Annotated in this window: 22 protein-coding genes; 16 read left to right on the top strand and 6 right to left on the bottom strand. The window is 64.1% G+C overall.

All coding sequences use genetic code 11. The features are described 5' to 3' along the window. Positions 1–170 precede the first annotated feature (170 nt). Both FJ867_RS28475 and FJ867_RS28470 read left to right on the top strand, forming a co-directional pair. Complete coding sequence (locus FJ867_RS28475; protein ID WP_140819238.1) at positions 171–926, top strand: 5'/3'-nucleotidase SurE; 756 nt, start codon at positions 171–173, stop codon at positions 924–926. A 188-nt stretch (positions 927–1,114) separates the two neighbouring features. Then, entirely contained in the window at positions 1,115–2,230 is a 1,116-nt protein-coding gene (locus FJ867_RS28470; protein ID WP_140819236.1) for a DUF930 domain-containing protein, read from the top strand. Positions 2,231–2,239: 9 nt separating this feature from the next. Here FJ867_RS28470 and FJ867_RS28465 read toward each other — a convergent pair whose 3' ends face one another. Then, complete coding sequence (locus FJ867_RS28465) at positions 2,240–2,914, bottom strand: HAD family phosphatase (protein ID WP_140819234.1); 675 nt, start codon at positions 2,912–2,914, stop codon at positions 2,240–2,242. Positions 2,915–2,996: 82 nt separating this feature from the next. Next, positions 2,997–3,638, bottom strand: a complete 642-nt coding sequence (locus tag FJ867_RS28460) for a hypothetical protein (RefSeq protein ID WP_140517923.1) — start codon at positions 3,636–3,638, stop codon at positions 2,997–2,999. Positions 3,639–3,830: 192 nt separating this feature from the next. Here FJ867_RS28460 and FJ867_RS28455 point away from each other — a divergent pair, with 192 nt between their 5' ends. The 5 genes from FJ867_RS28455 (at position 3,831) to ptsP (ending at position 8,658) form a co-directional block, all read left to right on the top strand. Further along, positions 3,831–4,268 carry a transcriptional regulator GutM gene (locus tag FJ867_RS28455; RefSeq protein WP_140501610.1) on the top strand — a complete coding sequence of 146 codons (438 nt, stop codon included), beginning with the start codon at positions 3,831–3,833 and terminating at the stop codon, positions 4,266–4,268. 52 nt (positions 4,269–4,320) lie between these two features. Beyond that, positions 4,321–5,088: a PTS glucitol/sorbitol transporter subunit IIC gene (locus FJ867_RS28450; RefSeq protein ID WP_140501608.1), complete on the top strand. Its 768-nt coding sequence runs from the start codon at positions 4,321–4,323 to the stop codon at positions 5,086–5,088. A gap of 16 nt (positions 5,089–5,104) precedes the next feature. Next, positions 5,105–6,109 carry a PTS glucitol/sorbitol transporter subunit IIB gene (locus FJ867_RS28445; protein ID WP_140558471.1) on the top strand — a complete coding sequence of 335 codons (1,005 nt, stop codon included), beginning with the start codon at positions 5,105–5,107 and terminating at the stop codon, positions 6,107–6,109. A 145-nt stretch (positions 6,110–6,254) separates the two neighbouring features. Further along, entirely contained in the window at positions 6,255–6,635 is a 381-nt protein-coding gene (locus tag FJ867_RS28440) for a PTS glucitol/sorbitol transporter subunit IIA (RefSeq protein WP_140501604.1), read from the top strand. 52 nt (positions 6,636–6,687) lie between these two features. Further along, entirely contained in the window at positions 6,688–8,658 is a 1,971-nt protein-coding gene (ptsP, locus tag FJ867_RS28435) for a phosphoenolpyruvate--protein phosphotransferase (RefSeq protein ID WP_140517925.1), read from the top strand. Between the two features lie 19 nt (positions 8,659–8,677). On the opposite strand, the gene FJ867_RS28430 is transcribed toward ptsP, so the two are convergent. Continuing rightward, positions 8,678–9,478, bottom strand: coding sequence for a hypothetical protein (locus FJ867_RS28430; RefSeq protein ID WP_140517926.1), 801 nt, complete (start codon positions 9,476–9,478; stop codon positions 8,678–8,680). Between the two features lie 154 nt (positions 9,479–9,632). Here FJ867_RS28430 and FJ867_RS28425 point away from each other — a divergent pair, with 154 nt between their 5' ends. Beyond that, complete coding sequence (locus FJ867_RS28425; RefSeq protein WP_140561617.1) at positions 9,633–10,643, top strand: sugar-binding transcriptional regulator; 1,011 nt, start codon at positions 9,633–9,635, stop codon at positions 10,641–10,643. Here FJ867_RS28425 and FJ867_RS28420 read toward each other — a convergent pair. From FJ867_RS28420 to FJ867_RS28410, 3 genes are read right to left on the bottom strand one after another with little or no spacing between them, the layout of a single operon-like run. Further along, complete coding sequence (locus tag FJ867_RS28420) at positions 10,630–11,481, bottom strand: TIGR01459 family HAD-type hydrolase (RefSeq protein ID WP_140525810.1); 852 nt, start codon at positions 11,479–11,481, stop codon at positions 10,630–10,632. The genes FJ867_RS28425 and FJ867_RS28420 overlap by 14 nt on opposite strands. Next, complete coding sequence (locus FJ867_RS28415) at positions 11,478–12,779, bottom strand: FGGY-family carbohydrate kinase (RefSeq protein WP_140819233.1); 1,302 nt, start codon at positions 12,777–12,779, stop codon at positions 11,478–11,480. Before FJ867_RS28415 ends, FJ867_RS28420 begins: the two co-directional genes overlap by 4 nt. Before the next feature lies 1 nt (position 12,780). Further along, entirely contained in the window at positions 12,781–13,824 is a 1,044-nt protein-coding gene (locus FJ867_RS28410; protein WP_140666480.1) for a class II aldolase/adducin family protein, read from the bottom strand. Between the two features lie 187 nt (positions 13,825–14,011). Here FJ867_RS28410 and FJ867_RS28405 point away from each other — a divergent pair, with 187 nt between their 5' ends. The 8 genes from FJ867_RS28405 to FJ867_RS28370 all read left to right on the top strand — a co-directional run bounded on the left by FJ867_RS28405 (position 14,012) and on the right by FJ867_RS28370 (position 23,884). Continuing rightward, on the top strand, positions 14,012–14,794 hold the full coding sequence (locus tag FJ867_RS28405; protein WP_140525811.1) for a DeoR/GlpR family DNA-binding transcription regulator: 783 nt from the start codon (positions 14,012–14,014) through the stop codon (positions 14,792–14,794). Beyond that, positions 14,791–16,158 (top strand): FGGY-family carbohydrate kinase, encoded by a 1,368-nt coding sequence (locus FJ867_RS28400; protein ID WP_140666482.1) that lies wholly within the window; start codon positions 14,791–14,793, stop codon positions 16,156–16,158. The genes FJ867_RS28405 and FJ867_RS28400 overlap by 4 nt, the downstream gene beginning before the upstream one ends. Further along, a complete protein-coding gene (locus tag FJ867_RS28395; RefSeq protein WP_140584662.1) occupies positions 16,155–17,726 on the top strand; it encodes a sugar ABC transporter ATP-binding protein in 1,572 nt (523 codons plus the stop codon). The genes FJ867_RS28400 and FJ867_RS28395 overlap by 4 nt, the downstream gene beginning before the upstream one ends. Continuing rightward, positions 17,723–18,721, top strand: coding sequence for a ribose ABC transporter permease (locus FJ867_RS28390; RefSeq protein ID WP_140517933.1), 999 nt, complete (start codon positions 17,723–17,725; stop codon positions 18,719–18,721). Before FJ867_RS28395 ends, FJ867_RS28390 begins: the two co-directional genes overlap by 4 nt. 80 nt (positions 18,722–18,801) lie before the next feature. Beyond that, complete coding sequence (locus FJ867_RS28385) at positions 18,802–19,740, top strand: ABC transporter substrate-binding protein (RefSeq protein ID WP_140517934.1); 939 nt, start codon at positions 18,802–18,804, stop codon at positions 19,738–19,740. A 72-nt stretch (positions 19,741–19,812) separates the two neighbouring features. Then, on the top strand, positions 19,813–20,706 hold the full coding sequence (locus tag FJ867_RS28380; protein ID WP_140501580.1) for a sugar phosphate isomerase/epimerase: 894 nt from the start codon (positions 19,813–19,815) through the stop codon (positions 20,704–20,706). 312 nt (positions 20,707–21,018) lie between these two features. Beyond that, complete coding sequence (locus FJ867_RS28375) at positions 21,019–21,372, top strand: cupin domain-containing protein (protein WP_140501578.1); 354 nt, start codon at positions 21,019–21,021, stop codon at positions 21,370–21,372. A gap of 934 nt (positions 21,373–22,306) precedes the next feature. Next, entirely contained in the window at positions 22,307–23,884 is a 1,578-nt protein-coding gene (locus FJ867_RS28370) for an alpha/beta hydrolase (protein WP_181168466.1), read from the top strand. Positions 23,885–24,186 lie beyond the last annotated feature (302 nt).

Here is a 24,186-nt window from a genome sequence, read left to right as displayed (position 1 = left end):
CACCCGACCCTGTCGGGCAATGTCGGTATCTGGGAGAAGGCAGGGCGCCCGGAGACGCTCGGTCATTCCTGCGCGAGCGAACTCCTCGACGACCTGAAAGCCCATATTCCATCGCTGCGCCCGCAATGCCGCACCGGCCAGAACATCACGGTGCGCCGAGGAAACGAGACATGAGACTCCTGATCTGCAACGATGACGGCATCGAGGCGCCGGGCCTTGCCCGGCTGGTCAAGGCGGCCGGCAGCCTGAGCGACGATTTGTGGGTGGTGGCACCCGACGGCAAGCGCACCGCCGCGGGCGCATCGCTGACGATCGCGCGGCCGTTGACCATGCGGCGCGTCAAGTCCGGCTGGTATTCGTGTTCCGGCACTCCGGCCGACTGCGTGGTGAGTGCGATGGCCTGGCTGTTCGCGGATGGCCAAAAGCCCGACCTGGTTCTGGCGGGCGTCAATGACGGGCGCAACGTCGCCGAGGACCTTGCCTATTCCGGGACGCTGGGCATTGCGCGCGAGGCGACATTCTGGGGTATTCCGGCGATCGGCTTTTCCCGGGTGAAGAATCCGGACTTCAGCGGTGTCGACGACGAGTGGCTCGGCGCGTTGATCGCCTCGCTCTGGCGGTCGCGTGAAGAGTGGGCGGCGGATGGCCATTGGCTCAGCATCAACCTGCCGGCTTCGCTGCCGGCCGGGATCCGGCAGCCGCGCATCGGCCGCGACAAGATCGGCCGCAAGGCTGAAATCCTGGAGAGCGACGGCGATCGCACCGTCATCACAGTCCCGCGCGGGCGCGCTCACGCAAGTGAGCCGGGCGACGAGAACGAGGCGATCGATGCCGGCTTCGTCAGCATCAACCGGCTGAACTGGTTTGGCGAAACGCGGCTGGACGGACAGTTTCTGGACGGGATCCAGCCCCAGCGGCAAGGCTAGTCTTTGGCCACAGAACTGGGTTGCCGCGAATATTCAGGACGGCACGGCCGCTCGTCCAGCCGCGCCAACGCCTCGACGGCGGCGCAGCGGCGCGGATCATCCAGATCACTGAGCTGTGCAGCGGTTAAATTGCGTCAATCCAAAGCCGATGCTTGAAGCCGCCGCTATTTCATTCCACATCGGTCAGCATGAAGGACGAGGCACGAGAGCGGCGTCGGGATCTGTTGTGGGCGCTGCCCGCATCGCTGATCCTGCATGCGCTCCTCGCAGCGCTGGTGTTCTACAACCTGCCGAGGCCAGCCCAGGAGCCGCAGCAGGACCAGCCGGTAAATGTCGCGCTCGTGCCTCCGCCCGATCAGCCAAAACCGAAACCTGCTCCCGCACCGCCAAAGGAGCCCAAAGCCGAGAAGCCGCCGGAAACGAAGGCTGAAGAACCGCCCGCAAAGCAGCCGCGCAAGACGCCGCCGATCGAGACCTTGAGACCTGTCTTTCAGTTCGGCGACAAGGACGCCGGCCCCAGGAAATCCCTGGACGGAGCCAGCGCTCAAGACAGTTCGCCAGCGCCTGCCAAGGAGGAGACGTCCAAGCCGCCCGTGACGCCTGAGCCTGCGGAGACCAAGTCTGGCGCGCCGGCGGCCACCGAAAAACCGGCAGAGTTGCCCGAGGCCGGCGAGAAGCCGGCAACCGCCGCGAAGGATGCCGAGTCCCTGAAGGATGCTGAGGAGGCGGAAACCCCCGACGCCGACAACCAAACGGCTGCGGCAGCGCCGTTGGCCGCCGATGACGGCGATACTGAGGTCGAGCTTCCGATATCGGCTGAAAAGCCGACGCCAAAACCCACAAATGCGCCGAAGCCCGGCTCTTCAAAAGTTTCGAAGTCCTCCAACGGGAGCGCGGGAAGCCCAACGTCCCCTGATGTCGCCAGTGCCGCGTCGCGTCGCTATTCCGGGCTTCCGGGCGTTCGCAAGCTCTATTCGCAAGACGCTACCGGCGATGCGCTGGCCACGACCTCGATGGGCGGCGTGCCGCGCGCCCAGCGTGGTGCCAAACTTTGCGCCAGCGCATTGCAGCAGCAATTGCTGGACGCCTCATATTTCCCCGACTTGATCCCAAGCGTGCCGCTGAAGGCCGGCAATATTCTCAACGCCCCGGATGTCGCTTTTCGCGCAACGGGCACGTGGTACCATCTGGGCTTCCGCTGCGAGGTCGACAGCGATGTGACCAGGGTTTTGTCGTTCGGCTTGCGTGTCGGATCTGTAATTCCGCCAGACGAATGGGTTCGCCTTGGACTACCCACTCGCTAGAACAAACTCTTAGGCGGGGACACCGAGCCCGGACAATTGCCGGCTGATCTCTTGCCAGTCGGCGCAGACGAAATCGGCGCCGGCCGCCTTCAGTCGCGCGCCATGCTCGGGATAGGTGTGGCCGCCGCCGGTGTAGCCGATCGCCGTCATGCCGGCGGCAACCGCGCCCTGGATACCGAAGGGCGAATCCTCGATGACGATGCAGTCCGCCGGATTGGCGCCCATCTTTGCCGCGGCGAACAGGAAAATGTCCGGCGCGGGCTTGCCGTTCTTAACCATCGAGGAGCTGTAAATTGCGTCGCCGAAGAACCGCGCCAGCGCCGTCACTGCCAGGCTGTGGTTTATGCGCTCGACGGAGGACGAGGAGGCAACGCAGCGGTCGCCCTCAAACGCCTCCAGAAACGCGGCGATTCCTGGTGTCGGCTTCAGTTCCTGCGAAAACAGGATCCTGGTCTCGGTCCAGATGTCGCCGTCCGCCGCCGCCGGAAACTGATGGCCGGTCAATTCCCTGATTTTGACGATGATGTCGGACTGTTTCATGCCGATGCACTGAGCGATGATGCCGCCGTGCACGCCCGGCATGCCGTGCTTTTCATAGACGCGCTCATAGGCCCTCGCGGCCAGCGGTTCGCTGTCGACGAGAACGCCGTCGCAATCGAAAATGATAGGCCTTGATCGCGCCACGCGCTTCTCCCCGGAGTTTTGCACTTTGCTACCGGCAAAAAGTCAAATGTTCAATAGCGTGGTGGTCGGGCGCCAAAATCTGTCAAAGCTGGCGTAGCGCATCGCTGGCCCGGGCCGACCCAAGCGCCCTTTGCATGGCCTGCCGCGATTGCGCGCGATCCGGCGTGATCCAGTTCGGTTCGGCGCCAAGAAAGCGGTCGAGGAAAGCCACGGCATAGGCCGGCATCTCGGTCACGTTCTCGCGATAGGACCACCACGTGCGCAGGTCGTCGGCGCATTTGTCGATGCTGGGCGCTGAGCCGAATTCCTGCTCGTAGATCGCCGAAATCACCGAAACGCAATAATTGGTGTAGAGGAACCCCTCAGGCCAGAAGCGGACGATTTCCAGCGTGCCGGCATTCTGCTCGGTCTCGACGAGATGGCTGAGGCCGGAGACTTCCCTGGCCGGCGCCTGCCGTATCAGTTCGCGCAGCACGAGGCCGGCGGCAAAGACGATGAAGTCGGCGCGGTCGATCGCGGCGAAACGCTTCTGCGCCTCCATGATCTCGACCCAGTCGAGAAAAGCCCTTGTGAGCCTGGCTTCGTCGATTTCAAAACGCACGCCGAATGTGTCGGACACCACCTTGGCGCTGCCGCGAAACGTGGCGCGGAACCAGCGCAATTGCCGCAACCGATGGCGAAGGTCGGGCATAAGGGCCAGTTCATCCCTGAAGGGCAGTTCCATTTCACATATCCCGTTTGACGACAGGCTAGCACAACCGTGCCGTCGCCGAAATCGGCCGACGGCCCTGTGGATGACCGTGACCGAGGTCAATATCATACATATTGACATTCTCGGAAACAAATGTTCTCACTTTGCTGTTGTCGCGCATCCGTCCAAGATGCGGTTCAATGAAGGCTTCGGGAGGAGAACCGAATGGCGATTTGGCAGTGGGGACTGCTTCTTCTGGTTATCGTGTGGGCGCTGCAGTCGCTCGGCGTCTGGCTGCAGATGCGGCACTATTCGGATGTCTTCCGGGGCGTCACCGACCAGTACAAGGATGGCTTCGTCGGGGCCGGCAATTTTCGCGGCCGGCTGGCCAAGGGCACCATCGCGCTCGTCGTGGTGACGCCGGACCTGATCGTGCGCCGCATGATGGTCATGAGCGGGCGCTCGGTGTTCACCAAATTCAAACGACATCAACAATTCGAGGGTGTTCCCCTCGATCAACTCCGGTCCAACCCTGCGATCATGGGGGAGGGGGAACCCGGTGTGGCCGAGGCCGTGAAACGGGCGATCGAACAGATCGACAAAGCACGGTCGGAGCCGGGGAAGAAGCCGGGCTTGTCCGGCTTGAACGTAGCAAGGGCCTAGAGGACGCCGCGCACCGGCCGGGATCAACCGGCGGGCGGCATAAGGAGGAGAAATGTCTGTATTTTCGTTATTGGCGCAGCATGCCGACATGGCCGTGCATAACCTGCATGTTGCAGGCACCATGGTCTCGGATGCTGCCTGGCACGGCAGGCTCGGCGTCGAGCATGCCACCGATCATCTCGTGGTGTTGGCGCAGGCGCAGACCGACAGCGCGCCTGTCACCGCCGATCAGCTGAAGGAACAGCTGAAAAACGTGCAGCAGGAAGAGCAACTCGGCTGGCTGACCGCAATCGGCAAATACTTCATCGGCATCTTCCAGAAAGGCGGCGAAGTGTTCGCCGGCTTCGTTACCGGCATCATCCCGACACTGGTGGTGCTGATGACCGCCTTCTACGCCGTCACCGAACTGGTCGGCGAGGAGCGCGTCCACGGCCTGGCACGCGGCGCCGGCAGGATCGCGCTGACCCGCTATACGCTGCTGCCTCTGTTGGCGGTGTTCTTCCTCACCAACCCGATGGCTTACACCTTCGGATCGTTCCTGGAAGAAAAGCACAAGCCCGCCTTCTATGACGCGGCTGTCTCCTACGTGCATCCGCCGCTCGGCCTGTTCCCGCATATCAACCCCGGCGAATACTTCGTCTGGGGCGGCATGCTGGTCGCCTTGCTCGACCTCGAGAAGCGGGGTGTCGTCGCCGGAGGCTATCACGTCAAGGTGGCGATCTGGTACGCCATCGTCGGCCTCGTCGTCATCCTGCTCAAGGGCATGCTGACCGAGCGCATCACCGCCATCATGGCACGCCGCCAGGGCATCGAGCTGTAAGGGCGGGGAGGACATCATGGCCAAGACATACAAAGCCGTAAGGATCTCCCGGGGCTCCACAGGCTGGGGCGGCCCGCTCGTCATCGAGCCGACCGCACAGCGCGATAAGATCGTCTCCGTCACCGGAGGCGGCATCCATCCCGTGGCACAGCTCATCGCCGACATGACCGGCGCTACGGCCGTCGACGGCTTCAAGGCGCCGCCGATCGAAAGCGAGATGGCGGTCGTCGTCGTCGACTGCGGCGGCACCGCACGCTGCGGCGTCTATCCGCGCAAGCGCATCCCGACCGTCAACCTGACGCCGGTCGGCCAGGCTGGGCCGCTCGCCCAGTTCATCACCGAGGACATCTACGTTTCGGGCGTGAAGCCGGCCAATGTCACAATGGCGGACGGATCCGAGGCGGTCACCACTGCGGGGGGAGCAGCATCGATGAGTCCAGGCAACAACACCGCGGCCGCGGCACCACAGCCGCTACCGAGCGAAGGCGGGCTGATCGGCCTGATCAGCTCGATCGGCCGCGTCATGGGCCGCGTGGTCGGCATCTTCTTCAATGCCGGCCGCCGTACGATCGACCAGGTGGTGCGCAACGTGCTGCCGTTCATGGCCTTCGTGACCATGCTCATCGGCCTGATCCTGTACACCGGCATCGGCGACGTGCTTGCCCAGCCGATGGGACCGCTCGCCAACAACATCGTCGGCCTGCTGATCATCTCGGCCATCTGCGGCCTGCCGTTCCTGTCCCCCATCCTGGGACCGGGCGCGGTCATCGCGCAGGTCATCGGCGTCGCCATCATCGGTCCGCAGATCGCCAACGGCACGATTTCGCCGGCGATGGCGCTGCCGGCGCTGTTTGCCTACAACACCCAGGTGGGCTGCGACTTTGTCCCGGTCGGCCTGGCGCTCGGTGAAGCCAAGCCCAAGACGATCGAAATCGGCGTCCCGGCGGTTCTCATCAGCCGCCAGATCATGGGCCCGGTCTCGGTGCTGATCGCCTGGGTCGTCAGTCTGATCGTGTTCTAAGCAAATTCCGGGAAAGCCTGAAACGGCTTTCCCGGAAAAAGGCGCGTAGCGCTTTCCCTTGGGAATTGCGCCAAAGCACGGAGATAGAGGGGTTCACGGGCGTCCGTAACCCCCTCGAGGAAAGTAAGGAAATGAGGTTCGCCATATGACGGTTCTGCTGAGAACACGGGTCACTTCCATCGGGCCTGAAGTAGCGGACCTTGCCGAAGGGGGCGTGCTCATCCTGTTCGCGGATGGCTCGCCGCCGGAGCTTGCCGAGGTTTCCGTGCTCCACAAGACGGAACTCGGGCCCAGCGAAGGCGCGCCGCAGAAGGGCGCGTCGATCACCCTTGGACCTGTTTCCGCGACAATCACGGCAGTCGGCTCCAGCGCCTGGAGCAAGGTGCTCGAGATGGGGCATGTCGTCATCTCGTTCAATGGCGCCACCGAGGCCGAGCGGCCGGGCGAGATCTGCGCTTCGCAGGTCGACACCCAAGCGCTCGTGGCCGCCCTGAAGACAGACGCGATCATCACCATCGCCGCCTGAAGCATTCGCGCCGCGACCCATGTCGGCGCGGCGCCACAACAGAGTATTTGCCATGGAACGCTCGACCATCGTCAGAGTGCATGAAGGTTTGCACGCCCGTCCCGCCACGCGCTTCGTCAAGCTTGCCAAGGGTTTCGAATCCGATGTCGAGCTGGTCAAGGACGGCAAGGCGGTCAGCGCCAAGAGCTCGGTCAAGCTGATGCTGCTGGCGGTGAAGGAAAACCAGGAAGTCACCGTGCGGGCGAATGGCGCGGACGCCATCGAGGCGATCGAGGCGCTGATCGGCTATCTCGAGAATCCGAAGGCAGGTCTCGACGATGACGATCCGCAACCGGCCGCCAATACGGGCGAGGACATTGTGCCGGCGTCCGAACCCGCACCGGCTGCTTCAGGCGTGGCCGGTTTGCGCGGCGTCGCGGCGAGCGAGGGCGTCGCCATCGGGCCTGCCTTCGCGCATTTTCCGCCTGACATCGCTGGACAGGGCCGCATGCTGCAGGCGGAGGAGATCGCCGGCGAGATCGACAGGTTCCGCGCCGCCGTCGCCGCCGTTCAGGCGCGCATGGACAAGGCGCTGGCGCAGGACACCCTGTCCGCCGGAGATCGCGGCATCATCGCGGCGCTGCGGGACATCGCCGCCGACGACAGCCTGACCGGCGAGGCCGAGAAGGCGATCAAAAGCGGCAATGACGCTGTCTCAGCCGTCATCACCGCCGCCTCCACCATAGCCGCCGATTTCAGCGCGGTCGATGATCACTATCTCAACGCGCGCGCCGACGACTGCCATGCGGTCGGACGACAGATCTGTCTGGCGCTGCTCGGCCAGGATGACGCCAGCCTCGAAAATATCCCCGAAGGCGCCATCCTGATCGCCGACGACATCGGCGCCTGGGACCTGGCGCGGGCGCCGCTGAAGCGCATCGGCGGGGTGGTATGCGGCCATGGCGGGGCCACCTCGCATATTGCCATCATCGCCCGTTCGCACGGCATTCCGGCAGTGCTGGGCCTTGGCGACCAGATCAATGCCCTGCGCAGCGCGCGCGAGGTGGCCGTGGACGGCAATGGCGGGCAGGTAATCGTCGACCCCGATGCGGCGACCCGCGCGGACTTCGCCGCCCGCGTCGAGGCGGCGGTCAAGGAGCGCGCCGGACTGGCCGTCTTCAAGACCGTGACGCCAAAACTCGCGGACGGCAGGATCATCGAGGTCGCCGCCAATATCGGCTCGCTGGAGGAAATCGCGGCAGCGCAGGAAGCCGGCGCCATGGGCGTCGGCCTGTTCCGCACCGAGCTTCTGTTCATGCGCCATATGCATCTGCCCTCCGAGGACATGCAGGCCGAGACCTATGCGGCGCTGGCCAAGGCATTCGCGCCCTATCCCGTCATCGTGCGCACGCTCGACATAGGCGGTGACAAGCCGATCGCCGGCATCGAATTTCCCGACGAGGAAAATCCCTTCCTCGGCTGGCGCGGCATTCGCATGTGCCTCGACCGGCCGGATATCTTCAAGCGCCAACTCAGGGCGCTGCTCAGGGCAGCCGTGCACGGCAACATCAAGGTGATGCTCCCGATGGTCTCCGACATATCGGAGGTACGGCAGACGCGGGTTCTGGTTGCCGAGTGCGCGGCGGAACTGAAGGCGCAAGGCGTGCCGCATGCGGCGTTCGATCTTGGTGTGATGATCGAAACGCCGGCCGCCGTTCTGATCGCGCCGGCGCTGGCGAAAGAGGTGTCGTTCTTCTCGATCGGCACCAACGACCTGACCCAGTACATCATGGCCGCCGACCGGCTCAACCCGACCGTGGCCAAGCTCAATGATGTCGCCAACCCGGCCGTCATGTCGGCGATCGAGTTGACGGCAAGAGCCGGCGTGGCCGCCGGCATCATGGTGGGCATGTGCGGCGAGGCGGCCGGACGCCCCGACCTCATCCCGGCCTTTCTCAAGATGGGGCTGACCGAGCTCTCGATGAGCCCGGCCTCGATCCAGCGCGCCAAGAAGACCATCGCGGACATGGCGCTCGGGCGATAGTCTCGGCCAGAACCGGCAGCTACGGCAAATGGGCAAGCAAGGTGGCGAAGACAGGTGTCAATTCATCGACCGGGCTCGCCTTGGCACAGGCCTTGACGACGCGGTCGTGACGGATGCCGGCCGCCAGAACAGCGGTCTCCAGCATGTCGGGCTCAGGCGCACCGTCGCTGGCCGTGGTGGCCAGGCCGCAGGCCAGGACGACGGGGGCCAAGCAAGCTATGTCGAGCGCCCGGTCGCCGATTGCATCCGGTTCGGCTTCGACAAAGCGGACAGGACGGTGGTTGAGGCACTCGACCAGCAGCGCCGCACAGGCAGCGGCGACGGCCGGCAGCGCGGCGGGGCCGGGTCTGGCGGGCATCGCGGCCAGCAGACCGGCGTGGCGTTTTTGCATGGCGGCGTGGACGGCGGCGAAATCCGCCTCGTGGATCCGGGCATTGTCGATCTTCAGGGCGGCGAGCACGGTCCTGGTCAGATAGTACATGTCGCGCCGGAAGACGCGCTCGGCGCTGGACCGGCGTTCCTCGTTGCCGGCCGGGAAATAGATGCCAAGGCCTTTCACAGTCGTTCCGTCGATCTTCGTCGGGCGGTCATGCGGGACAAAGGATTCGGCGATCGACAAGGCTTCGTCGAAGGCACTGGCGGCATGGCCGAGCAGGCCTTCGATGCCTTTGCCCGGGAACGGCGGCAAATGGCTGGTTGCTTCCCGCACGAGATTGGCCTCGCTGTCGCTGTCGTGGCGGCTCTGGCGAATGATGTCGCGGACGTCGCGCAGCCGGTCCTTCAAATTGACGCGGACATCCCTGGAGATTTGTCGGAGCATCGCGAATCGCCTCGAAAACGTCTACCGGCCTCGGCCGCCGAGAGCCGGCCGCTGACCTACATTGTTCCTATCGATTGGTAGCTCAATAGGCGATATTAAACCAGCGTGGAGAATCGGCGAGTGACTCCTACATCGCCGAGCGGGGAGAAGACAGTTGGGCAGGCGACGGCAGGGCGATAGCGAAAGCGGAGTGACCGAGGCGCCCGAACAGGTCGTCAACGAGAGCCGCACGGACCGCCTCAGGATCCGCGCCGCCTGGATGTATTTCGTCGAGCAGATGACGCAGAACGAGATCGCCGACGTGCTCGGCGTCGGCCGCGTCACCATCGTTCGCATGCTGGCGGAGGCGAGGTCCCGCAACGAGGTGAAAATCACCATCGAAAGCGAGTTGTCAGAGATCGTGCGGCTGGAGCGCGCGCTGGAGCGCACGTTCGGCCTGAAGCAGGCGCTGGTGGCGCCGCTGACCGCGCCTAATGCCGATCCGATCCCCGCGATCAGTGCGAAGACCGGGATTTTCCTGTCCGACACGATGAAATCCGGCATGCGCGTCGGCGTCGGCTGGGGTCAGACGCTGTTCTCGAGTCTGCCCTTCATCAGCGCCAAATCGCTCACCGACTTCAAGGTCATTTCGCTGCTAGGCGGTGTGGGCGTCGTGCGCCGCTACAACCCGGCCGAGTTCGCCTGGCGCTTCGCCCAAATCTTCCAGGGCGACGGCTATCTGATCCCGACGCCGGCCGTCGTCGACAGCGTCGAGACCAAGATCGCGCTGGTCGAGCGTTGCGGACTGCAGGAGGTTTTTGAGATGGCCAACGTGCTCGATGCCGTTCTGCTGAGCGTCGGCGGCATCGCTTCGGCCACTACCTTCTCTCGCGGCGGCTTTCTTAAGGAGGCGGACCGCGAGGCTTTGGTTGCGCGTGGCGCCGTTGGCGACCTTCTGTTCCATTTCTTCGACCGCAATGGCGATCTCGTCGACCACCCCGTCAACAGCCATGTGATGTCGGTGGAGGTCGATCGGCTGCGCAAGGCGCCGATCCGCATTCTCACGTCCGGCGGCGAAGAGAAGACAGCGGCGCTGCTCGGCGCCATGAACCTGATCGCGCCGACCATCCTGATCACCGACGAAGAGAGCGCAAGGCGCATGCTCGAGGCGGTCAACGGAAGCTGAAGGACCCCGTGACGTAGTCCGGCCAGGCCTGCTCCTCGTCGAAAACAGCGACAAGATCCGAAGTGTCCGCCAATATCCCGCTCAGGACCAGCGCCGTGGCGATGCCGGAGCCGTTTCCGCCCGCTATGTCATGCTCGACACTGTCGCCGACGCAGACCACGCTGGCGCGGTCGGGCTCGCCGGCCAGCGCCAGTGCGGCATCGAAGATCGCCGGGCCGGGCTTGCCGATGCGGGTGACGCTGCCGCCCAGGCTCTCGTAGAGATCGGCGATCTCGCCGGCGCCGAAGCGAGGCCCGACCGCCGTCAGCATGATCTTGTCGGGATTGGTGCAGAAGCATGGCACCTTTCGCGCCGCCGCCGGCGCCAGCAGGCGGCGATAATGGTCCAGGTCGTAGCGGTCGCCTTCGCTGGCCGCGATCAGTACCAGGTTGGCGGTATCGCCGGCTCCGGTCAACACAAAAGGCAGGCCCTCGATCGCTGTGCGGTCATTATCGCGGCTGATCAACAGGCAGTTCGTGCCGGGCCGCAACGCTCCGGTCCCCGCCATTTCGTGGAAGGATCGCCACGCCACCTCGCCGGAGGAAACGAAATGATCCCAGCTTCCGGCCTCGAAGCCGAGCCTCAGCAAACGGTCCTCGTTGGGCTTGGCGCGCCTGCCGGAGTTGGAGACCAGCACCACGGTCTTGCCGGCGCGCTTCAGTGCCGCCAAGGCCGCCACCGCGCCGGGATAGGGGGCCGAGCCGTCATGCAGCACGCCGAACTGGTCGACCAGGAAGACCTGGTAGCGCTCCGCCAGCGCTCCGATGCCGTCGAGGCGTTCAGCCAGTTTCCCGCTCATAGCAGCCCCGCCTCGTTCGCACCCTTCAACGCCAGCCGCGCCGTTCCGGCAGCGGCCTCGTCCGACAAAGCCGGCAAGAACGCAACGCCGAGCTTACGCTGCCGGATCGCGCTCCACGCCGGATTTGCCGCGCCGCCGCCGACGCTGCGCACCGAAGTCAGCGCCGGCGCGCCGAGCTCGCCAAGCCGGCGATAGCCGAGCGCTTCGATCGCGGCCATGCCTTCGAACATCGCCTTGAGATAGTCGGCATCATCCACCGGGCGCGGGACGAGGCGCGGGGGGAGCGCCGGATCGGCGATGGGGAAGCGTTCGCCCGATGTGGCGAGCGGATAATAGTCGAGGCCGGTCTCGGTCGCCGGGTCGATCATGGCACTGAGCTCGATGATGCGCGTGAGGGGAAAATGCTGCGCCAGCACCTTGCCGCCGGAATTCGAGGCCCCGCCGGCCAGCCAGCCATTGCCCAGCCGGTGGCTGTAGATGCCGTATCGCGGCGCCGAAATCGGCCGGTCGGACAGGATCTTGATGGTAAGCGAGGAGCCAAGCGCCGTGACCCCGTCGCCGACCCCCGCGGCACCCGTCGCCAGGAAAGAGGCGCAGCCATCGGTCGTGCCGGCAACGACGGTCACGTCGCGGGCCAAGCCGAACAGATCCGCCATGGCCGCGGTGAGCGTGCCGGTCACGTCGCCCGGCTCGACGACGTCAGGCAGCAAATCCATGCGCATTCCGGTCGCCGCGATCCAGTCCGGCCAACGGCGGGCCTCGACATCGTAGCCGGTTTTCAAGGCGTTGTTCTCGTCGCTGACGTTGAAGCGGCCCGAGAACTGTCCGGCGATCCAGTCCGCCTGATGCAGCACCGCCGCCACGCCCGGCAGATGCTGGAAGTGAAGCGCCTTGGCGAGGCCTGAGGTCGCACCGTGCGCGGCGCTGCCCGCCGGCGCCTCGCGCGCGATCGCGGCCAGTATATCGTCGCCGGCGACCTTGTCATTGTACATCAGCGGTTCGGCGAGCGGCCGTCCGGCACCGTCGACCGGCAGCAACGTGCCCGAGGTGCCATCCACGGCGATGGCGCGGACCGTGATCCGGTCGATGCCCGCAATCAACTCCGCCAGCGCTGCCCGGACCGCTTGCCACCAGGCCGCCGGACTGCGTGGATCCTGGCCAAATGCGTCGAGGCGGACGGCGGCTTGGCCGGCAATTGAAAAGTCCGGACGCATGGCTACGGCGCGGGCGCCCGAGGTGCCGATATCGACGCCGATGACGAGACGATCCGAGAGAGGCGAGCCGGCGACGGGCGACATGTCAGCCACCGGAGGCGTTCAGTTTCTGGCGGTACTGCTCGGCGTCCCAGTTGACGAGTTCGTCGTTCTCCGCCTCGGTAAGGTAATTCAACGTCGCCGTGACATCGACCCGCGCCGTCACGTCGGCAAGGCAACGCTGCATGGCGTCGGCGCCGGCGCTGGCATTGGCGCGCATCAGGACGCCGAGCCCCGGAAACAGGATCGACAGGGGCTGGGCGCCGCGACGCCTGACGACAGCGGCGACGTCCTCGCCGGGCGCAGCCACCACCGAACCCTTGCCGAGGAAGATGACATGGTCGGGATAGAGGCTGCCGCCCGATGCCATGCGGCGGCTGTCGGGATCGATGGCGACCGCGTGCGCCTCGGTGTCGACGGGCAAGCGGTAGCCGGAATTTGCGGCAAGCGCGGTCAGTGCCGCGATGTCGGGCGCGGCCGCGTCGCGCGGCGCCCTTGCCAGAAGCCCGGTCACGCGGCGCAACAGCGCCTCGGCCCCGGTGACGGTCTCGGCCGCGACGACGAGGCCGTGATTGCCCAGGATCAGGACATCGACGCCCGGCCGCAGCCTTTCGGAGATGCCCTGGGCCAGCGGCAGGCCCGGCCGGCGGTAGGGAACATAGGCCCATTGGATGCCTGCGAGCCGGCACGCGGCCAGGACCTCGCAATCGGCCTGCACCGCAAGCGAAATGGTGTCGACGCAGTGGACATGCAGGACCACGCGCTGCGGCATCAAGGCATGCACCGTGGTCTCGATCGAGGGACGCAGCCCGCGCGGGTTGAGCGCGCCGATGGCGAAGGCCTGAGGCTGGTCGGCGGCGGGATCGCGTCGTTCAACCGCCTCGAGCAATGGCGCCATCGCCACCGGCACCATGATGTCATCGGCGAGCGCGTCTTTCAGCCAGGTCCCGGAAGCCTTGATCCACAGCGTGTCTCCGGCTTTCAGCGAGTTGTTGCCGCCGGCGGCCTGGGTCAGATGCGGATCCTGTCCGATGGCGGCCGAAAGCGCCCGCAGCGCCGCCAATTCCTGCGCATCCGCCTGGGTCGCCATCACGCATCTCCTCCAACAATCCGCCAACCGTCGAATGCGGTGGTCGGGCATTCGACGGGTTGATATCGCAGATAAGAGTGAGTTCCGTCAACCGTGATCGAATACCGTCAGTTGTGGCTTGCAATCGAGCTAATGTTGAGTAAGTTACACCAACTGCCGTCGCAGAACGGCGTTTTGGAGGAAACAGTTGAGCGACTCCGGCCGCCAGCGTCAGATCGTCGAACTCTTGCGTGATCGCCCCTTCGCCTCGGTGCGGGAGCTGCAGGAGCGGCTCGGCGTTTCGGCCGCGACGGTGCGGCGCGACATCGACCGGATCGACGAGGCGGGCGAGGCGCGCAAGGTCTATGGCGGTGTTTCGGCGCTCGACGGCACGTCGCAGGCCGGCGTCGCCTATGCCCGGCCCTATGACGAGAATCGCGACCTCGCGGTCGAGGCCAAGCGGCAGATCGCCAACCTAGCCGCGACCATGGTGCGCGACGGCGACGCGGTTATCGTGCATGGCGGCTCGACCTGTTTCCATCTCGGGGTCAAGCTCGCCGAGCGCAGCATCCGGCTCTACACCAACTCGATGCCGCTGGCGGCGTATCTGAGCGATCATGGCCATTGCAGCCTGACCGTTGCCGGCGGCGACCTGCATCGCGAGCCGGGCATCATTCACTCGCTCACCCATCCGGCACCTTTCTACGCTTCGAAGTTCTTTCTCGGCGCGCAAGGCATCGGCCAGGAAGGCTTGCTGGAATCGCACCCGCTGCTGGTGCGCTCGATCGTCGAGCTTAGCCAGTGCGCCGACCAGATCGTCGTGCTGGCCGACAGCCGCAAGCTTTCGATCCAGGCCCGTAACGTTGCGCTGCCCCTGTCGCGCATCGGCACGCTGGTCACCGACGACGGTCTTTCCGATGCCGACGCGCGCATGCTGGAGGATGCCGGCGTCATGGTGCGGATTGCTTCGACCACGGGAGCCATCGCATGAAGGTCGCGGTGCTCGACTTCGGCAAGACCAATTCGAAGCTGTTCGTCTTCGGCCAGGACGGACGCATTCTCGACGAGCGCCGGACCCAGCCGAAATGGACGCGCCAAGGCGGCTTCAGCGTGCTCGATGAGGCCGACCTCCACGATTGGGCGCTCGGCGCCGTCACCGCTGTGATCGAAAACCATGGCGTGGAAGGGGTGATGGTGTCGGGCCATGGCTGCACCTTCGCCCTCGTGGACGACGCGGCGCTGACGCATCCGATCCTCGACTATGAGCAGGAGCCGCCGGCCGAAATCGCCGCGCGGATCGATCGCCGCATTCCGGACTACGCCGAGACGTTCTCGCCGCGGCTGCCGCTCGGTTTCAACTACGGCCGCCACATGCTGTGGCTGCAGGAGGCCGCATCCGACGCTTTCGCGACGGCGAAATGGATTCTCGGCTATCCGCAATATTGGAGCTGGCGCCTTGGCGGCAGGCCGGTTTGCGAAGTGTCCTATCTCGGCTGCCATTCGCATCTGTGGGCGCCGCGTCGTCACGATTTTTCCTCACTGGTCGACGCCGAGGGGTGGCGCCACCAGATGCCGGCCTTCGCGCGTGCCGGTACTGTCATCGGCGAACAGGACTTCGGCAGCGCGTCGCGGCCGCTCGCCATCCACAACGGCGTCCACGACTCGAATGCCGCGCTCCATGCCTATCGGCGGCAGGGGCTGGGCTCGGTGACAGTGGTTTCGACCGGCACCTGGGTCATCGTGCTCAATCCCGACTGTCCGCTCGAGGCGCTCGACCGCGATCGCGACATGCTGGTCAATGTCGATGTGGACGGCGGCCCGGTGCCGACCATCCGCTTCATGGGCGGGCGCGAATTCGCCGCCATCAGCGACGGCTGGCAAGGCCCGGTCGAAGGCGCGGCGGTGCAGCGGGCGATCGATGCCGGCATGATGGCATTGCCGAGCTTCGCGCCGGGCGGGCCGATGCCAGGCCGTTCGGGCCGGCTGGTCGGACGCACGCCTGATGCCGGCGAGCGTGCGGCCGTGGCACTGCTCTATGTCGCGCTGATGCTCGACCTCTGCCTCGACCTCATCCATTCCAGCAACACCGTGATCGTCGACGGCGGTCTCAACACTGGCGGCCTGCTCGCCAGCCTGCTGGCGCAGCTGCGGCCGGAGCAGGCCTTCATGCAGGGCGCTTCGCTGCAAGGCAGCGCCACGGGCGCTGCGGCCCTGGCTTTCGAGAGCGTCGGGCGTGAATTCGCCGCCGAGCCGCCGGAGCCGGTGAAAGCAGTGCGCTTCACCAGCCTCGCCGGCTACCGCGACGGCTGGCGCGATCTGGTCGCCGGGACCGCCGGCAAGGTCGCAGCCCGATGAGCGCGCAGGCCAGGACGGAGACAGCCGGCATGGGGGCGGAACGCCACCCGGTGCTGGAAATGCGCCATATTTCGAAGACGTTCGGCGCGATCCGCGCCCTGCAGGATGTTTCGCTTACCGTCCAGGCCGGCGAGCTGCACGCGCTGATGGGCGAGAACGGTGCCGGCAAGTCGACGCTGATGAAGGTGCTTTCGGGCGCCTATCGTCCCGATCCCGGGGGCGAGATCCTGATCGATGGCATGCCCGCCGCGACCGGCGATCCGATCAAGGCGCGCGCCAGCGGCGTAGCGGTGATCTACCAGGAACTGTCGCTGGCGCCCAATCTGACCGTGGCGCAGAACATTTTCCTCGGCAACGAACCGCGCCGTTTCGGCATCGTCGACCGCGACCAGTGCAACCGGCGCGCGACCGAGATCATCGGCCGGCTCGGCGTTTCCTTTTCGGCGCGTGCCCTGGTTTCCGGCCTGTCACTCGGCGAGCGCCAGCTGGTCGAGATCGCCCGGGCGCTGTCGACCAATGCGCGCATCATCGTCATGGACGAGCCGACCACGTCGCTGACCTCGCGCGAGACCGAGCGGCTGTTCGAGGTGATCGCGACGCTGAAGGCGCAAGGCATCGCCATCATCTACATCAGCCATCGCATGGAAGAGGTCTACCAGCTCGCCGACCGCGTCAGCGTGCTGCGCGACAGCGGCTATGTCGGCACGCTGGAGCGCGCCGACCTCAGCGCCTCGCGGCTCGTTTCGATGATGGTCGGCCGCGATCTCTCGGCGTTCTACAAGAAGGATCACCGCCCGCCGGGCGAAAAGCGCGCCGTGGCGCTGTCGGTGCGCGGCATGTCCGACGGCAGGCTGCTGAAGGACTGCTCCTTCGACCTCTATCACGGCGAGGTGCTGGCGCTGGCGGGCCTCGTCGGCTCGGGCCGCACCGAACTTGCCAGGCTCATCTTCGGCGCCGACCGGCGCAGCGCCGGCACGCTGGAGCTCGACGGCAAGCCGATCGCCATCGGCTCGCCGCGCGAGGCGCTCGATGCCGGCATCGCCTATCTCACCGAGGACCGCAAGGAACTCGGCCTGTTCCTCGACATGTCTATTTCCGACAACATCAACATGGGCGTTCTGGCCAGGGATGCGCGCGCCGGCGGCTTGCGGGACTTCGCCGCCGCCGACAGGCGCGCTGCGAAAGCCGTCGCCGATCTCTCGATCCGCACCCGCTCGGCGCAGGCCAATGCCGGTTCGCTGTCGGGCGGCAACCAGCAGAAGGTGCTGCTGGCCCGCCTGCTGGAGACCGAACCCAAAGTGGTCATCCTCGATGAGCCGACGCGCGGCGTCGATGTCGGCGCCAAATCGGAAATCTACCGGCTGATCGACAATCTCGCCAACAGGGGCATCGCCATACTGATGATCTCCAGCGAATTGCCAGAGGTGATCGGCGTCGCCGATCGGGTTCTGGTGATGCGCGACGGCGCCATAGCGGGCGAGGTGACGGCGTCCCGGGGCGAGGCGCTTCGCCAGGAAGCGATCATGGAACTTGCGACGGGAGCGGCCCAGGAAGGACCGAAGGGATGACCGACAGAACGACCGCGACGACGAGTGTGGATCAGGCGGCGGTCAGGAGCCGGCGGCTGCGCACCGCTTTGGCCGCGCTCGGCATGCTGCCGGTGCTGGTGTTGCTGGCGGCCGGCTTCCAGTTCATCAATCCGCGCTTTCTCACCGGCACCAACCTGTTGATCGTCACGCAGCAATCCTCGATCAACATCGTGCTCGCCGCCGGCATGACCTTCGTCATCCTCACCGGTGGCATCGACCTGTCGGTCGGCTCGATCCTTGCCGCTTCCGCAATGGTGGCGGTGCTGGTGTCGCTGGTGCCGGACTGGGGCCTGCTCGGCGTGCCGGCGGCCATTCTGGTCGGTCTCGGCTTCGGGGTCATCAACGGGCTGCTCATCGCCTATATCAGGCTGCCGCCCTTCATCGTCACGTTGGGATCGCTGACCGCCGTGCGCGGCGTCGCCCGCCTGCTCGGTGAAGACACGACCGTGTTCAACTCCGACCTGCCGTTCGACTTCATCGGCAATGGCTCGCTGTTCGGCGTTCCCTGGCTGGTCATCATCGCGCTGACGGTGGTGGTGGTGTCGTGGCTGGTGCTGAAGCGCACCGTGCTCGGCACCTGGATCTATGCCGTCGGCGGCAATGCCGAGGCGGCGCGGCTGACCGGCATCAAGGTGCCGCTGGTGCTGCTCTTCGTCTATGGCGTGTCCGGCCTGCTGGCAGGCCTCGGCGGCGCCATGTCGGCGGCGAGGCTCTATGCCGCCAACGGCCTGCAGCTCGGCCAGTCCTACGAACTCGACGCCATCGCCGCGGTCATCCTGGGCGGCACAAGCTTCGTCGGCGGCGTCGGCTCGATCTGGGGCACGCTGATCGGCGGCCTGATCATCGCCGTGCTGTCCAACGGTCTCATCCTGGCCGGCGTCTCGGACATCTGGCAGTACATCATCAAGGGATTGGTCATCATCGTGGCGGTCGCCCTCGACCGCTACAGGCTCCAGGCAGGGGCAAGAACGTGAGTGACCTTGTCGCCGGCATCAAAGACCGGCTTGTGTAACGCACCGTGAGAGGCGCGGGGCATCAGGAGGAAGTAAGCGTAATGAAGACCATCGCCAAACTGCTCTGCGGCGCCGCGTTCGCGGCCGTCGCCATTGCGCCGGCATCGGCCAAGGACCTGAACAAGGTCGGCATCTCGGTCGGCCTGCTCGGCAACCCCTTCTTCGTCGCCACCATCAAGGGCATCGAGGACGCGGCCAAGAAGATCAATCCGAACGTCGAGGTGACGTCGGTGTCGGCCGACTATGACTTGAACAAGCAGGTCTCGCAGGTCGATTCCTTCATCGCCGCCGGCGTCGACGTCATCATGCTCAACGCCGTCGATGCCAAGGCGATCGCGCCCGCGGTGAAGAAGGCGCAGGCGGCGGGCATCGTGGTCGCGGCCTTCGACGTCTCCGCGCCAGGCGCCGACGTCACCGTGATGACCAACAATGTCAAGGCCGGCGAGGAGGCCTGCCAATATCTGGTCGACCAAACTGGCGGCAAGGGCAACTACGTCATCCTCAACGGTCCGGCGTCCTCGTCGATCCTGGAGCGCGTGAAGGGCTGCAAGAACGTGCTTGCCCAGCATCCCGACATCAAGATCCTGTCCGACGACCAGAACGCCGAAGGCTCGCGCGACGGCGGCCTGAAGGTGTTCCAGTCGCTGCTGACCCGTTTCGACAAGATCGACGCGGTGTTCGCCATCAACGATCCGACGGCGATCGGCGCCGAGCTCGCCGCCAAGCAGCTCAACCGCTCGGAGTTCATCTTCACCGCCGTCGACGGCGCGCCGGACATCGAGAAGGAACTGGCATCCGGCAAGTCCATGATCAAGGCTTCTGCCTCGCAGGATCCCTACGTGATGGCCGGCCAGTCGCTGACGATGGCCGCCGACGTGCTTGCCGGCAAGAAGCCGGCGGAGCCGGTGGTGCTGCTCGATCCGAAGCTGATCACCGCCGAGAATCTGAAGGACTACAAGGGCTGGACCGCGGCCCGCTGATCAGTCCAAGGCGGACGCGGCCGGGCTGACCTGCCGCGTCCTCCTCATTTCGTCGCAAAACCGGAGACGATCATGTCGCGCATCGGAATCCACTCTTTCGTCTGGTCGGCGAGCTCGACGCAGGCCGAGCTCGAACGCACGCTGGCCAACACCAAGGAGGCCGGCTTCGACCTGATCGAATTCTCCTATCTCGACCCCGCCAATGTCGATATTGGCGGGCTCGCCAAGCGCATCGCCGATCTCGACCTCGGCGTGGCGATCAGCATCGGCCTGCCGGTCGACGGCGACATTTCGAGCGCCGACAAGGCGGTCGCCGCGCGCGGCGTCGGGATCCTCAACGACACCGTCGCCCTGACGCGCGACCTCGGCGGCCAGAAGGTCGCCGGTATCCTCTCGACCAGCCACGGATTGCAGACCGAGGCGCCGACGCGAGACCAGTGGAACCGCAGCGCCGGGACGCTGGCCAAGGTCGCCGAAACCGCGAAGGCGGCAGGCGTCACGCTCAACCTCGAGATCGTCAACCGCTTCGAGAGCAATCTGCTCAACACTGCGGCGCAAGGCTTGGCCTTCATCGAGGACACCGGCTCCGACAACATCTTTCTCCACCTCGACACCTTCCACATGAACATCGAGGAGGCCGATGTCGGGCTGGCCATCCGCCATGCCGCCGGCAAGATCGGCTATGTCCATATCGGCGAGAGCCATCGCGGCTTCCTCGGCACCGGCAATATCGACTTCGCCGCGATATTCGATGCGCTGACGGCGATCGGCTATGCCGACGATCTCAGCTTCGAATCCTTCTCCTCGGAGATCGTCGACGAGAACCTGTCGAAGAAGACCGCCATCTGGCGTAATCTGTGGACGGACAACATGGCGCTGGCCAAGCACGCGCGCGCCTTCATCGGGCTGGGAATGGAAACGGCAAGGCGCAAGGCGGAACTCGTCGCGGCGCGCCACAAGCCCTGAGGATTTCAGACTGAGAAGCAGCAGGAATTGCCAAATCGCCCACCCCAGGCGCGGACGCGCCTGGTTCCTGGTGCAAGGCCGCGAACTCAGCTTCATTGACTGTGAAGGCAGTTAATGCTACAAATTGCCTATGGTGCTGAGTCGCGCCAGGGACCCGCCGAGCAGGCGGGTTTTTTCGTTCAGAGCTCCGTCAAACAGTGCGAAGGCGCCGGTGAACCCGGATTGGTTGCCCTGGTCCCCCTGGCGGCATTGCCCACGCCACGCGTAACGGCTATCCGACGGTGCGACAGCGAAGCAAAACGGAGCCCCGGCATGACGAACAAGACGATCCTGAAATTCGGCACCGTCGAACACGCGGAAGCCGGCGACCTGCCTGGCTGGATCGCGGTCGAGGGCCGGCCGACCATGCAAACCGCAGTCCAGCACACGACCGCGGACGGCAAGGTGATCTCCGGAACCTGGCGCGCGTCGCCCGGTACGTATCACGCCACCTACACCGACTATGAGTTCGTGCACATGATCGCGGGCCGCATCATCATCACGCCCGACGGCGGCACGCCGGTCGAAGTCGGCCCCGGCGACGCCTTCGTGGTGGAAGCCGATTTCAAGGGAACCTGGAAGATCATCGAGCCGGTGACGAAGCATTTCGTGGTCAGGGTGGGCTGAGGCAGGCTGTCAGACAGACAAGCCAGCCGCTCGCTGGCCTTTGATACCTTTCGTCAATCCCGGCCATCCTCGCATGTCCACGCAACTGGCGGGGCCGTGACTGGCGCCCGGTTGGAGCGAACGGGACCAGAATGCCGGCAGGGCGAACGGTGTCCGCCTTGCTCATCGTGCCATCGCGTGAGACCCCACGGCGAGCAACCCCGCTGTTGGAGCACGCGGAACAACAGGATCCGTGGTCATTTCATTGTTTAGTGAGGAAGGCCTTGCAAGCCGGCGTGACTTCGCTGAGGTGCTGTTTAAGGCAGCCTTGCGCCTTCACTTCGTTGTCCATGTGGCACACCCGCTTGGCGTCCGCTCTACAGGGAGTCTTGTAGGCATCTTTCGCTAAAGCGGCGTCGGTGAGAAAAAGCGATATACAAGCCCAAAGCGCCAGTTGAAGTGACTTTCGATTCCGCATGGTTGTGTTCCCATCGTGAGTGCAGAAGCGCGGTCTTTATATGCGTTAATGCTAAAGAATGGGAATCCACCATAAGGAGGAGGGTGCGAGCACCCGCGCAAAATCGGATGAGCAATGTAGCGCAAAACACGGCTTACATAAGCGCAGTGCTGACCAACTGTCTCGCGCACGGCTCAATCAAAAGCGCTAATATAATCGCCCGGTTTGTCGAGCTTGTTTCCAATTTTGTGTTGGAGTAACCCAATATCGCTTGGGAACACGAAATGGAGAGGGTCGTCAGGCCGGGTGCGGGATAAATTTTTTCCTGCCATTTTTCTGAAATACGGAATTGTTCCTTGGCATCGGAGGGAAATACTCTCCGTCTTGAATAAATAACGAATCCGTGATTGCGGGCGTTTTATTCCTGATTGTCGATGACCCGAAGAATATTCGATCCGTAATCGAGCAGTTTTCGTATACTTATAAATGAGGGGCGAGATGTCTACCGTGTTTAGACGCGCGTACATCAAACCAGGTTGGTGTTTTCTTCTCGTGGTCACGTCGGTTGCGTTCCTCATTTGCCTGGGGGGTGGGGAACTCACTGCGGGTGAGTTCAAGAAAACCAGCTGTTGGTTCGAAATTCCGCGGGATCGGGCAATGACGTGTGGGACCGTGAATGTTCCAGAAAATCGAAAGAAGACGGGCGGTACCGAGGTCGTCCTGTCCGTGGTCGTATTCGAACCGGACCGCGAACGGCACGAACCGGTAGTGTTTCTCACAGGAGGCCCGGGGCAGCCTACCGACATCGCCAATAGCGACGACATCGATGGATGGTGGGAGTTCATCGGCGCCCAGAGCTGGATGATCGGACGCCGAGTAATCGTTGCTGATCAGCGGGGCATCGGAAAGTCCGCTCCCGCCTTGGACTGTTCTCAATATTTCAAGCCCGATCATTGGAACGCCATTCTCTCGAGCGTTGAGGTCGAAACCACCTTTAGCAAGCTCAAGAAAGATGAAGTTCTTGCATGCAGGACGGCGTTGATCGCAAAGGGCATTGATCTTGATGCCTACAACACTGAGGAGAATGCGGAGGATATTGATGACCTTCGGAAGGCTCTCGGGATAGAAAAGTGGGTTCTCTATGGCGTCTCGTATGGCACCAGGCTTGCACTGGAAGTGATGAACCAGCACCCCGAAGGGGTCTCGGCGAGTATATTGGATTCAGTTGTTCCGCTGGACATCAATTACCTGAACGAAGATGGGCCGAATCTCGACCGATCGTTAAAATTGCTAGAGCGAGACTGTGAGGCAGCGAACAGATGCATGAATGGGATATCCAATGCTGTTCAGCTTATTGCAAGACAGCTGGATCGGCAGCCTTTGCTCTTGCGCAGCACAGATAAAGAGGCGCGCTACACATATGTCTCCGGGGCAGATTTCCTCGAGCTTATATTCGGCATTTTATACGATCGCGATGCGCTCCTGACCCTGCCGGAGCTGATCGAGAGGACATACAAACAGGATTTCAGACCCCTGGCGGAGATACTTTTCGATGCTGACGACCTGGAGATCTCCCAAGGTATGGACTTCTCTGTAAGTTGTTCCGACAGCGCTCTCCCCGATCTGAATGGCAAGCAGGACAAATACTGGTCGAAATGGGTTGAGCTGAACGACTACTCCTGGGCATGCCCTCTTTGGATGCTTGAGAACGGGCCAGCATCGCAGGTGCAGCCGCGCCGCACTGACATACCCACTCTTCTGTTGTCGGGAGAATATGATCCAGCAACGCCGACAGCATGGGCGGACCACGCGGCGAAGACCCTTCCTTTCGGCCAGGTGGTGGTCTTTCGGGGGATCGGACACGATGTCATTGATTCCGATCCGTGCGGGTCGAAAGTAGTTGCTGATTTCCTTGCAAACCCCAAGCTCAAGTTGAAGACTGAATGTATCGGTGAGATGGGGGCCCCGCAATTTCCAAGCCCGCCAAAGGAACTGTGGTCGGGAGCGGAGGCACTACACTCTATATCAGCAAATCGCTCAAGGCAGGATAGGTTGAGATTTCGATTTGGGCACTGAAATTCCTTTTAGCCAAAATTGTAAAATCCGATATTTTGCTGACGACGAAGTTAAGCTAAAGCGGAACTCGCAAATCAATTAAACACTACGGTAGTATCGCTTAAGGACCCCTCTCGTCTTGCGGGTGGAAGTCGCGTGCGTGTCGCATTTCGATTATCAAATTCCGAAGTTTCACAGAAATTGTAGGAGGATCGAACAGTGTTTACGTCTCGTCGTGTATTGCTTTCGGCCTTGGGTGCAAGCATCGCATACGCCGCCTTTGGTGGCATCGCGCGTGCGAAGGGCGGTGGCGGGGGAGGAGG

The organism is Mesorhizobium sp. B2-5-3, assembly GCF_006441005.1.
GTDB lineage: Bacteria > Pseudomonadota > Alphaproteobacteria > Rhizobiales > Rhizobiaceae > Mesorhizobium.
This window is presented reverse-complemented; position numbering and strand designations above follow the sequence as displayed.